This window comes from Zooshikella harenae (genome assembly GCF_018837975.1).
In the GTDB taxonomy this organism is placed as follows: Bacteria; Pseudomonadota; Gammaproteobacteria; order Pseudomonadales; family Zooshikellaceae; genus Zooshikella; species Zooshikella harenae.
Window position 1 is genome coordinate 34126 of the sequence record NZ_JAGSOY010000023.1, and the last position, 12677, is coordinate 46802.

Genomic DNA, 12677 nt, shown 5'->3' on the forward strand with positions numbered 1-12677 from the left:
TGATTTATGAAACACTTCTAAAAAGCGTCACTTTCCAATACAAAAAGAACCAAAGATCTTGCCTAAAAGGTCATCAGAGGTAAATTCCCCAGTTATAGTGTTTAACTCATTTTGAGCAAACCTCAAATCTTCTGCGAGTAACTCACCAGCACCATAACCCGACAGTTGCAACTGACCATTAGCTAAGTACTCTTTAGCTTCATCTAAAGCCTGCAAATGTCGTCTACGAGCAGTAAATCCTCCTTCAGTAGTACCTGTAAATCCCATACACGCTTTGAGATGTTCTCTCAATATATCAACACCTTTACCTTCTTTTGCTGATAGACCAATAACCGGCAACTTTTCATTAGAAGCGTACTGCTCTGCCCCTTCTTTTGTTAAGTCTATTTTATTACGTATTACGGTTATTTTTTCAGGATGAGGTAGCTTATCCACAAACTCAGGCCAAATAATATGAGGATCAGTTGCCTCTGTCGTACTACTATCAACCATCAACAATACTCGATCAGCTTGAGCTATTTCCTGCCAGGCACGTTGTACTCCTATCTGTTCTACTGCATCATCACTATCTCTTAGTCCAGCAGTATCGATGATATGCAATGGCATTCCTTCAATATGAATATGCTCACGAAGTACATCTCTCGTCGTACCTGCAATATCTGTCACAATAGCTGTTTCTCTACCTGCAAGGGCATTTAATAAACTTGATTTGCCAGCATTTGGTCGACCAGCAATAACAACTGTCATACCCTCACGTAAGATTGCACCTTGATTTGCTTCTTTCAATACCGCATCAAGCTGATTAATGATGCCAACTAAATCACTAGCCACTTTTCCATCCGCTAAGAAATCAATTTCTTCTTCAGGAAAGTCAATTGCAGCCTCAACATACATTCGTAATTGAATCAATTTATCCACAAGGCTACGAACTTTGTCTGAAAAAACACCTTGTAATGAGCGAATTGCGCTTTGGGCTGCATGTTCAGATGCACTTTCTATCAAATCTGCAATTGCTTCTGCCTGAGCTAAATCCAGCTTATCATTCAGAAATGCTCGCTCAGAAAACTCTCCAGGATTAGCGAGTCGCACACCATGACTTAACACGTCTTTTAAAAGCATATCCAATACAACTGGTCCACCATGTCCCTGCAACTCAAGTACATCTTCTCCAGTAAAAGAATTTGGTCCTGCAAAAAATAATGCAAGCCCTTCATCTACGACATGATTTAACTGGTTATAAAAGGGCCCATAATGTGCGTAGCGAGGTTTAATGGTTTTACCCAAAATCTTACTCATAACGAGTTTCGACTGTGGGCCAGAAATACGAATTATTCCAACGCCCCCTCTTCCAGGTGGAGTTGCAATAGCCGCAATCGTATCAGGGTTATAATTTATTGCAGTCATTGTTGCGTTCTTTTGACAGCTTGTTAACAACAGTAATTTTAGAGTAACACCTAAATTAGCTAAAGGCAGAAACTAAAAGGCCTCGGCAGTAACCGAGGCCTGTGGATAACTCTGTGAGTAACCAGTGTATCAACTCTTACTTTCGGCCTGACTCTCAATTCGACGTGTAATTACCCATTGTTGCAAGATTGATAAGACATTGTTCACAACCCAGTACAATACTAAGCCTGCAGGGAACCATAAAAAGAACACAGTAAATATCACTGGTAGCAACTTCATCACTCTAGCCTGAGTTGGATCAGGAGGTGTTGGATTAAGCTGCTGCTGAACAAACATCGATGCACCCATAATTAATGGGAGGATAAAATATGGGTCCATTTGTGATAAATCATGGATCCAGCCTAACCATGAAGCCTGACGTAACTCAACTGATTCCATTAAAACCCAGTACAATGCAATAAACACAGGCATTTGTACAAGTATGGGCAAACAACCCCCCATTGGATTGACTTTTTCTTTTCGATACAGCTCCATCATAGCTTGAGACATCTTTTGGCGATCATCGCCAAACTTTTCTTTCAACTCCTGCATCTTAGGAGCTATACGCCGCATATTTGCCATGGAGCGATAACTAGCTGCAGACAGAGGGAAGAATGCCATTTTGACCATAATAGTCAGGATGATAATGGACCAACCCCAGTTTGGAATTAGACTGTGAATAAACCCTAACAATAAAAATAATGGCTTAGCCGCAAACCAAAGAATGCCATAGTCAACAGTTAACTCCAGGCCATCAGTTAACGCTTGTAACTTATCTTGAATTTTTGGGCCAACATAGAGTGTGGCACTCGCTTTACCCTGCTCTCCAGGCGCTAAAACAATGGGATTATTCACATCAACCATACTGACAATGTACTGAGATTGATCATTTTCACGCGTAGAGTATTGAACAGGATTTTCATGCTTTGGAACCCAAGCAGCAACAAAGTAATGTTGCAAAATGGCTGCATAACCTTTTTCAACTTTCTCTTTGAAGGGTTCTTCCTTGAATTCATCAAAAGGTAACTTATGATATTTTTCTTCAGTTGACCTTACTGCAGCACCAAGATAGGTATTAAAGCTTGTAGCACCTTGTGTGGAACTGGGATCTGGTGAGTTATCCCGCTTTAATTGTGCATAAAAAACTGCCTTCCAACTATTAGAAGATTTATTGTTTACTAAATACTCAAGATCAACAGCATAGTTATCTCTATGGAATGTATATCGCTTAACTAACTCAACGCCCTCTGCAGTACTTAGAGAAAGATCAACAACTAATTGATTTTCACCATCTTTAAGTTCATATGTTGTTTTTGGAGATGAGTAAGTTGGAGTACCTTTACTATGTGGCCCATTTTTACCTACAAGGCCACTTTGAGCTACAAAAGTACGCTGTTTAGAGCTTTCTAGAATTGTAAAAGGTTCAGGAGATGGATTTTGTTCTGAAGGAAGTGTAACAGGGTAATCGAGTAACGAAGCTTTGATAATATCACCACCCTCAGGATTAATCTCAATATAGAGCTTATCTGTAGTGATTTTTATTATCTGCTGACTTGGCTGAGCAGTAGTTGTCGTAGCTTCTGTTAACCTTGGAGCATCATCTGTGGTCTCAACAATTATTGGTGCATCAGCACTATCTAAAGTTGTTGTTGAATCAACATCAGGTACTGAGCTTGTTACACTTGCTGTTTGCTCAGCGGTAACATTGTGCTGGTTGAAGTCTTGATTCCACTGCAGGATCATTAAATATCCCACAACGACTAAGCCAGCAATGATTAAAGTTCTCTGCAAATCCATGGTTCAAGGGCCAAACGTTGTAGTTAATAAAAATTATCCCAATGTAGGTCTGAACAATTCATATCCAGCCGCAATGGAAACTAGTGATTATACGAGAAAAAGCAGTTTTACTGCCAACCTAAAGTTGTCGTTTTAGTGTTATTTTAGCTTAGGTCAACAGGTCCCCTTTAGCGCACTAGTAGTTATTAAAACTATTTTTGGGTTGCAGCACGTTTATTTAAACGCTGCCATGATTTGCTTAGGAGACGAAATATTTGTTCATTTTCCAGCTCGGTCAAACCTGGCCGGGCTAAGATTACGATATCTATTGCAGGAAGCTTGTTATGAGTTAGTCGATATGACTCTCGGAAAAGCCGCTTGATGCGGTTTCTTTGAACTGCTTTTTTAGCAATTTTTTTGGACACAATGACCCCTAACCGAGAATCTTCCGATTTAGAGGGCACAGCTAACATCAGTAAAAACTTGTGCGGCACTTTGATACTACAGTGATCAAAGACATGACGATAATCAGCCGATGTTAAAAGCCGAAATCGTTTCGGAAATACCTGCCGCACGCTATTGAAGCCTAACAGCTTAGGCTGCTAATTGCTTACGCCCTTTAGCACGACGACGTTTTAATACTTGACGTCCATTTTTGGTAGCCATGCGTGCACGGAAACCATGAGTGCGTTTACGCTTCAGACAACTAGGTTGGAATGTTCTTTTCATAGCTCACCTACTAGCAGTAATCACTAACCTATGGCGTGAGTTAAAGAGCAGGTTAACAATGAACCGGGCTCTTGTGGATATTGTTTAAGGCGCGTAATTCTAGAGAATAACAATGCAATCGTCAATTTGATCTGAACATTATTTATAAGATCAGTGAATAACTTTTTTAAATAACATGATTAATCGTGGCCTGTGTACAGTTTAGATTCAAATTTACTTTAAGACTTTATTTTTAAATCGCTAAATTCCTTTACGCTATTCTGCTGTTGATTACTTATTGATCAACAATGTCTTATCTAAGTTTATTATATTATATAAATTAATTAAGTATATATATTTAATACTTTTTATTTATTTATTGTTGTTATTGTTTATTATAGCAGCCTTTTCCTGTGAATAACTAATTTATTAGCTTTAATATCAATAAGTTATGAAAAGTATAACTCTGTTAAGAACACGGGAATTATCTGTCAGTTACCTGAGTATTATAGGTGCATAAGCTGTTAACTAATTTGTTGTTAATAAAAACCCCCAAATTATCCACAGGAAAGTCTACTTTATAATAACAATTTATCCACAAGGTTATTCAAGCACGATTTTGTCACTAAATTTGATGCAAATTTTTTTATTTATCCACAAAAAGAGCCTGATTAATCAAGTATATTAGCGTATATAGGGTAAATAAGATAAAATTTGCATTGGGGTGTGGATAACTAGATTGGATAAGTATAGAATTAACACGCTAACTGATGCTTATTAACAACTCAGCTGTTTTTGAGGGGATAATTCTGTGCCACTAACTCTCTGGCAACAGTGTCTTGAAACGTTACAGGATGAATTGCCATCTCAGCAATTTAATACCTGGATTCGCCCATTAAAGACAGAAGTCCTTGAAAATGGAGGCTTAGTTTTGGTAGCCCCCAATCGTTTTGTTAAGGACTGGGTGCAAGAAAAATTTCTAAAGCGTATTGAAGAAATTTTAAATGATTGGTCTGAGGGTTTTGCACCTATTGTAACATTAGCTGTAGCAAATAGAACTCAAAGCTTTTTATCAACTAGAAATAACTTTTCACAAACGAGTTCACGAAATGATAATGTTTCGCATCCTCCGACTCGTAATTTGTCAACTTCGCGACAGCGCTTTAACAGTGGTAACTCTCAAGCGTTAGGGAGTTCTGAAGAAGTAATTAATGAACCAGTAAGTACTTCAGAAAGTAGATCAAATGAAAACATTTCCCAATTTGCTCAACCGTTAAATAAGGCTACCAGTGATTATGATGTTTCTCGTACACTGAATAGGAAGCAGAATACTATTCGAACGTCAAATGAATCAAAGGCATTAAAAGATAAGGTATTCAAAGACTCTGTTTTGCCTCCAATCAATCACTCTCTACTTGCTGAGCTTGAAGATAACATTGCTAGTCAGTCTGCTCCACCTGCTATCGTCAGTTCCAGTAAAAAAGTGAATGAGCGTCAAGTAGAGGTTGAAGGTGGACTTAAGCATAACAGTTCTTTAAATGAAGAGTTTACATTTGAAACGTTTGTTGAGGGTAAATCTAATCAGCTAGCGCTTGCTGCAGCAAAACAAGTGGCTGAAAATCCTGGAGCAGCTTATAACCCCCTTTTTCTCTATGGAGGTGTTGGCCTTGGTAAAACCCACTTAATGCACTCTGTGGGTAACTATTTAGTTCAACAAAATGCTTCTGCAAAAGTTATTTATCTCCATTCGGAACGTTTTGTTGCTGATATGGTGAAGGCGTTACAACTCAATGCTATCAACGATTTCAAACGTTATTACCGCTCAGTGGATGCTCTGTTAATTGATGATATTCAATTTTTTGCTGGTAAAGAGAGATCTCAGGAAGAGTTTTTCCACACCTTTAATGCGCTGTTGGAAGGTGGACAGCAAATGATTCTTACTTGTGATAGATATCCAAAAGAAATTTCTGGGCTAGAAGAACGTTTGAAATCTCGTTTTGGCTGGGGACTTACAGTTGCTGTAGAGCCACCAGAGCTTGAAACGCGAGTTGCAATTTTGATGAAGAAGGCGGAGCAAATTAAGGTTAACTTGCCCCATGACTCAGCTTTTTTTATTGCACAACGAATTCGTTCTAATGTTCGAGAACTGGAAGGGGCTCTTAAACGGGTTGTTGCAAGTGCAAAGTTTATGGGACGTGATATCACCCTAGATCTAATTAGGGAGTCTCTGAAGGATTTATTAGCTTTGCAGGATAAGCAAGTAAGTATTGACAATATTCAGCGGACAGTCGCTGAATACTTTAAGATAAAGATTTCTGATATTTTGTCAAAGCGAAGAAGCCGTTCTGTTGCTAGGCCTCGTCAAATAGCTATGGCACTTTCAAAAGAACTGACAAATCACAGCCTGCCTGAAATAGGTGATGCATATGGTGGCCGTGATCATACGACAGTTTTGCATGCTTGTCGTAAAGTCAAAGAGCTTACTCAAGCTGATGCAGAAATAAGAGAAGATTATAAAAACTTATTGCGATTATTAACAACTTGATTCTTCTATTTATTAAGCTCTCATTGGTTAATCTCCATGTTAGTTAAGGCGAGAGAACAGAATTATGAAATTTACAGTCACTCGAGAAGCATTACTTAAACCACTTCAACTTGTAACTGGTGTAGTTGAACGCAGACATACACTACCTGTTTTATCAAATGTATTGATGGTTGTTGATGGTGATCGCTTATCACTGACTGGCACTGATTTAGAAGTTGAATTGATAGGCCGTGTTAACTTACAACAAGGTGCAGAGGATGGTGAAATTACTGTTCCTGCTCGTAAGTTAATGGATATCTGTAAGTCTTTACCTGATGATGCCATTATTGAATTTAAACAAGATGATCAGCGAGTTATAGTCAAAGCAGGTCGAAGCCGTTTTACCTTATCTACCCTCCCAGCAGCCGAGTTTCCAAGTATTGATGAAGATCCTGGTTCTATTTCATTTAGTGCTGATAAGCATATGCTTCGCTCACTGATTGATAATACTGGTTTTGCCATGGCTCAACAGGATGTCCGTTATTATTTAAATGGTTTACTGCTTGAATTAACGGATGAACATGTAAGAACGGTAGCGACAGATGGTCATAGGTTAGCAATGTGTACTAGTAACTTGCTGCGTGAGGAAAGTTCTGCTGATAGACACCAGGTAATTGTTCCAAGAAAAGGTATTTTGGAATTTGCTCGAATTTTGACAGATGGAGCAGAAACTGTGGATATTCTGCTTGGTTCAAATCACATGCGTGCTGTAACGGGTGACTATACGTTTACCTCGAAACTAGTTGATGGAAAGTTCCCTGAGTATGAGCGTGTTTTACCAAGAGGTGGGGATAAGGAAGTCATCGCTGATAGACAGTTACTAAGACAAGCATTAAATAGGGCTGCAATACTTTCTAACGAAAAATATCGTGGAGTTCGTTTAACCTTTGCGCCTAACCAACTGACTATAATTGCAAATAACCCAGAACAAGAGGAAGCCCAAGAAGAACTTCCTGTTGATTATCAAGGTGAAACTTTAGAAATTGGTTTTAATGTTTCGTATTTACTCGATGTTCTTTCAGTTATATCAGGAAAGTCAGTTAAAATAACTCTTTCAGGTCCTGATCGCAGTGCACTTGTTGAAGACTCTGAAGGTGGTGAGTCATTATATGTTGTAATGCCTATGCGGTTATAATATGCCAATTGACCATCTTCAGATCGTAGGTGTACGTAACCTTGAGTCGGTGGTCATTGAGCCCTCTCCTACCATTAATATTATTTGTGGTATTAATGGTAGCGGTAAAACCTCAATACTAGAGTCAATTCATTTACTTGGTCTTGCTCGTTCTTTTAGAAGCTCAAAAATCCAGCCCATTATTCAGCATGGAGAAAATTGTTGCACTGTTTTTGGTAGACTAGATGATGGTTATCCAATTGGAATTCAACGATTGACTGATGGTGAGCTATTAATTAAGTATGCAGGTAAGCGACTTTTTTCTGTTGCAGAGCTTGCTTGTAAATTACCTTTAATAATTATCACTCCTGATACTTTTCAATTAGTGTCTGGATCACCTTCTTTGCGACGTCAGTTTATAGATTGGGGTGTGTTCCACGTGGAACACACTTTTCTAACTTATTGGAAAAACACGAGAAAAATACTTAAACAAAGGAATAATTTGCTTAAAAATGGTACAATAAGCCATTCACAAGTAGCTGCATGGGACATATCTCTTATTGAAAATGCAGAAAAAGTTGATCAGTTTAGATCAAATTATATCAATCAACTTAAAAATCTTTTTAACCAAATAGTAGAAATATTAATTGATATTAAAGAACTCAAATTTTCCTACTATCGTGGTTGGGATAATGAAAAAAAATATAGTGAAGTATTGAGTAGTAATTTTCAAAGAGATAGTAAGTTAGGTTATACAAACCTAGGACCACATAAAGCAGACTTGAAAATTACAGTAGGAAATAGATTAGCAACTGATGTGCTATCTAGAGGACAACAGAAAATTATTGTTTGTGCTTTAAAAATTGCTCAAGGTCTTTTGTTTCAACAACAGTTACAGAGACCTTGTATTTTTTTGATAGATGATCTGGCTTCAGAGCTTGATCAACACTTTAGAAATAATATTTGCCAATTATTAGAAGGTAGTGGTGCTCAAGTTTTCATCACTGCAATAGATAATCTTTTAATCACTAATAGTTGGAATAATAAGTCTAAAGTGAAAATGTTCCACGTGGAACATGGTCAGGTAAAAGAAATGCAGCCATAACGATGTTTGTATAGGAGCATAAAATATGGCGGATAATAATTACGATGCATCTAATATTAAAGTATTGAAAGGCTTAGATGCAGTTCGTAAGCGGCCTGGTATGTACATTGGTGATACCGATGATGGTACTGGGCTACATCATATGGTGTTTGAGTTAGTTGATAACTCGATTGATGAAGCTCTAGCTGGCTTTTGCTCCGAGATTGAGGTCATCATTCATACTGATGACTCAGTAACAGTAAAAGATAATGGAAGAGGAATACCTGTTGATCTTCATGAAGAAGAAGGTGTTTCTGCTGCAGAAGTAATCATGACGGTTCTTCATGCAGGTGGTAAGTTTGATGATAATACATATAAAGTATCTGGCGGGCTTCATGGTGTTGGTGTTTCAGTAGTTAATGCACTTTCAAAGTACTTAAGGTTGACTATACGCAGGAGTGGTAGTGTTCATGAACAAATTTATGAACATGGTATTCCAAAAGCACCACTTACTATTGTTGGAGAAACTGATACTACAGGTTCAGAGGTCCAGTTTTATCCTTCAGAGGATACTTTCACAAATATCAGTTTTAGCTATGATATACTCGCTAAGCGCTTAAGAGAGTTATCATTCTTAAATTCTGGAATAGCAATCCGCTTATTTGATGAGAGAACAACGAAGGAAGATATTTTTAGATATGAAGGTGGTCTAAAAGCTTTCGTTGAATACTTGAATCAAAATAAAAATCCATTAAATAATGTATTTCATTTTACACACCAAAGAGAGGATGGTGTGGGAGTTGAAGTGGCAATGCAGTGGAATGATGGATTTCAGGAAAATATTTTTTGCTTTACTAATAATATTCCACAGCGTGATGGCGGAACACACCTTGCTGGATTTAGAGCTGCACTTACTCGAACATTGAATCAGTATATTGAAAATGAAGGTGTACTGAAAAAGCAAAAAGTAAACACAACGGGTGATGATGCTAGAGAAGGTTTGACTGCGATTGTCTCAGTTAAAGTTCCTGACCCAAAATTCTCCTCGCAAACAAAAGATAAGTTGGTTTCTTCAGAAGTAAAAAGTGCCGTTGAGCAAGAAATGAATCGAGCACTAAATGATTACTTGCTTGAAAATCCGCAAGATGCAAAAGCCGTTGTAAGTAAGATGGTTGATGCTGCAAGAGCTCGTGAAGCGGCAAGAAAAGCTAGAGAAATGACTCGTCGAAAAGGTGCTTTAGATATTGCTGGCTTGCCTGGAAAATTAGCAGACTGTCAGGAAAAAGATCCAGCGTTATCTGAATTGTATATAGTGGAGGGTGACTCTGCGGGTGGCTCTGCTAAACAGGGAAGAAATCGAAAAACTCAAGCTATATTGCCTTTGAAAGGAAAAATACTGAATGTAGAAAAAGCCCGTTTTGATAAAATGCTTTCTTCTGCTGAAGTGGGTACATTAATTACTGCTCTTGGTTGTGGTATCGGTCGAGAAGAATTTAGTATTGATAAATTAAGATACCATAACATCATTATAATGACTGACGCAGATGTTGATGGATCACATATACGTACATTGTTACTAACCTTCTTTTTCAGGCAAATGCCTGAAATTCTTGAAAGAGGGCATATTTATATTGCTCAACCTCCTTTATATAAAGTTAAGCGTGGTAAACAAGAGCAGTATATTAAAGACGATGAAGCTTTAAGTAGTTACCTAACTAACTCAGCATTAGATGGTGCTTGTTTATTTACAGCAGAAGATAGCCTTCCTATTCAGGGTGAACAGTTAGAAAAGCTAGTACTGCAATATCGTAAAGTTAGACAGACTATTGAGCGTTTATCTCGACTTTATCCTGCAGAAGTTCTAGATCGGTTGGTATACTCTAAACCTGTAAATGAAGAGTGTTTGCGAGATAAAGATTTCATGGAAGAATGGGTTGAAGCACTATCACAACAGTTAGCCTCTTTAATCGGTGAGGGTAAAATTTATCAGGTAACTTTACTTGAAGATAAAGAACACCATTACTGGCTACCGAAATTGATGATGATTAATCATGGGGTTGACTATAAATACACCATTAGTTTTGAGTTTTTTAATTCAAAAGATTATAGGTTAATCGTTGAGCTTGGCCAAGCCTTACAAGGATTACTTGCAGAGACTGCATTTATTCAAAAAGGTGAGAGAAAGAAAAACATAAGTAGTTTTGATGAAGGTCTAACTTGGTTAATGAGTGAGTCGACAAAGCGCCACTCTATCCAACGTTATAAAGGATTAGGAGAGATGAATCCTGGCCAGTTATGGGAAACGACAATGGATCCAGACACTCGTCGTATGCTTCAAGTAACAATTGAAGATGCTATAGCTGCGGATCAGATTTTCACTACACTTATGGGAGATCAGGTCGAGCCTCGTAGAGATTTTATTGAAAGTAATGCATTAAACGTTGCAAACTTAGACGTTTAAAAATTATAAGTTGAAAAAAACCGGGTTACTTTGTATCCCGGTTTTTTATTTTCAAGTTAAAAAGTATTTTAAATATTTATAATTTTATGTGCATGAGCCAGCCAACGCTGTAGCTCATTTTTTTCAGAGAATTTTAAGTCTGAATTACTAATAGCATGAGAAAAGGGTAAATTGTGAATTTTGTCAGTAACACGCTCATGTAACTCGGGCAAGAATATTTCAGTACCACCAGTATTTAAAAACTCTTGTCGTGTTTGAGAATTTTCCCATCGATAAAATTTATCTTCATCACCATAAAACCCGTTTTTAATAATTGCTTTTTTATAAGTAATATCACCAAGGTCTTGCTGAGCTTCTTTTAATAGAATAATTGAATCCTTCAACCTATTCATAACCCAATACAAAATAAACTGTCGTTTAAGTGTTCGAAGTGCTTCTTTAAAAGTAGCTGCTTCTCGTCTTATTACCCCACCAACACCTGCTGGTAATGAAACAATAAGATCTAGTTTTGGGTTATCTGCCATTATATCCATTAGGTCCATCCAACCTTCATGGCGATGCAAATTTACAGGTATAACATCCGCAAGTTTGTGCCAAACTCTAGCAACATCTGGATTTCTTGAATCTGCATCAATTACAATTGGCTTGGTTTGTTTTAGATTGACTTGAAAGTCAATAAATAAATTGGCAGCAAAAGATTTTCCAACACCACCCTTATCACCGTGGAAAAAAATAATATTACTCATAGTAGACCTATTTTAAAGTTCGTTATCTGGAATATCTTGAACGAAGTCTGTTTTTGTTCTTGATGAAAAAGTAAAAGGACTCTTCTCCTCTTGGATAGACTTAGATGAATTAGTCTGAGGTTTGGGGTTAATATTGATTTTTTTCCAATAGCTTTTAAATGTTTTTAATGTAATATCAAACTCTTGTTTTTGTAAGCGTTGATAAATTTCATCTAAAGAAAAGCCTAACCCAATGAGCTCATTAATATCATCCTCTAGTGCTACAATTACTGCATAAGCAGATTTTTTTTGTTTTTTGGGTGTGCACTGTTTCATTGATTTTAAAGTGTTTTTTAAATCAGAAATTTCTTTTTCAGTATATGATTTTCTATTATCCATAATGCTTGATACCTCTTAAAAATTAGTCTTATAAAATAAAAAATAATTCATCACTAATTAGTTGAAAGCTATAAATAGTTAAATGATGCTCAATTGAGTTGAGAGTTTTATGATATTTTTGAAGTGATAAAAAAAGTAAAAATAAAATGAGCTTTAAGTTTTGTGCTTTATAATTTAAGAAAGGCTCATTTTTAGTAGTACTAAGCAATAAATAAATTAGATAAACAAAAATTATCAATGAGTGTAGTATTTTTAGATTAAGTTGTTTAGGTGCAAGTACAAATCTTTATATAGAGTCGTACTTATAAATAATACGTTATTCTGCGTTGTAGATTAGGGGGGTCGTTAGCTTTATAAGGATTGAAATGAAGCAGTGATATTTT

General features: G+C 37.0%; 10 protein-coding genes. 4 read left to right on the plus strand and 6 right to left on the minus strand.

The window, feature by feature from the left end; genetic code table 11:
• Window positions 1–27 precede the first annotated feature (27 nt).
• The 4 genes from mnmE to rpmH form a co-directional block, all read right to left on the minus strand.
• Complete coding sequence (mnmE, locus tag KCG35_RS11480) at window positions 28–1404, minus strand: tRNA uridine-5-carboxymethylaminomethyl(34) synthesis GTPase MnmE (RefSeq protein ID WP_215819840.1); 1377 nt, start codon at window positions 1402–1404, stop codon at window positions 28–30.
• A gap of 129 nt (window positions 1405–1533) precedes the next feature.
• Window positions 1534–3240, minus strand: a complete 1707-nt coding sequence (gene yidC, locus KCG35_RS11485; RefSeq protein WP_215819841.1) for a membrane protein insertase YidC — start codon at window positions 3238–3240, stop codon at window positions 1534–1536.
• 191 nt (window positions 3241–3431) lie between these two features.
• On the minus strand, window positions 3432–3794 hold the full coding sequence (gene rnpA / locus KCG35_RS11490) for a ribonuclease P protein component (RefSeq protein ID WP_215819842.1): 363 nt from the start codon (window positions 3792–3794) through the stop codon (window positions 3432–3434).
• A 19-nt stretch (window positions 3795–3813) separates the two neighbouring features.
• Complete coding sequence (gene rpmH, locus KCG35_RS11495) at window positions 3814–3948, minus strand: 50S ribosomal protein L34 (protein WP_215819843.1); 135 nt, start codon at window positions 3946–3948, stop codon at window positions 3814–3816.
• Window positions 3949–4738: 790 nt separating this feature from the next.
• Between rpmH and dnaA the strand changes: the two genes are divergently transcribed.
• From dnaA to gyrB, 4 genes are all read left to right on the plus strand, one after another.
• Entirely contained in the window at window positions 4739–6472 is a 1734-nt protein-coding gene (gene dnaA / locus KCG35_RS11500) for a chromosomal replication initiator protein DnaA (RefSeq protein WP_215819844.1), read from the plus strand.
• Between the two features lie 64 nt (window positions 6473–6536).
• Entirely contained in the window at window positions 6537–7646 is a 1110-nt protein-coding gene (dnaN, locus tag KCG35_RS11505; RefSeq protein ID WP_215819845.1) for a DNA polymerase III subunit beta, read from the plus strand.
• A 1-nt stretch (window position 7647) separates the two neighbouring features.
• Window positions 7648–8730, plus strand: coding sequence for a DNA replication/repair protein RecF (gene recF / locus KCG35_RS11510; RefSeq protein ID WP_215819846.1), 1083 nt, complete (start codon window positions 7648–7650; stop codon window positions 8728–8730).
• A 25-nt stretch (window positions 8731–8755) separates the two neighbouring features.
• Window positions 8756–11170 (plus strand): DNA topoisomerase (ATP-hydrolyzing) subunit B, encoded by a 2415-nt coding sequence (gyrB, locus tag KCG35_RS11515; RefSeq protein WP_215819847.1) that lies wholly within the window; start codon window positions 8756–8758, stop codon window positions 11168–11170.
• Between the two features lie 68 nt (window positions 11171–11238).
• Here the strand turns inward: gyrB and KCG35_RS11520 are convergent, their stop codons facing one another.
• On the minus strand, window positions 11239–11916 hold the full coding sequence (locus KCG35_RS11520; RefSeq protein WP_215819848.1) for a ParA family protein: 678 nt from the start codon (window positions 11914–11916) through the stop codon (window positions 11239–11241).
• A 12-nt stretch (window positions 11917–11928) separates the two neighbouring features.
• Entirely contained in the window at window positions 11929–12294 is a 366-nt protein-coding gene (locus tag KCG35_RS11525) for a hypothetical protein (RefSeq protein ID WP_215819849.1), read from the minus strand.
• Window positions 12295–12677: the final 383 nt, after the last annotated feature.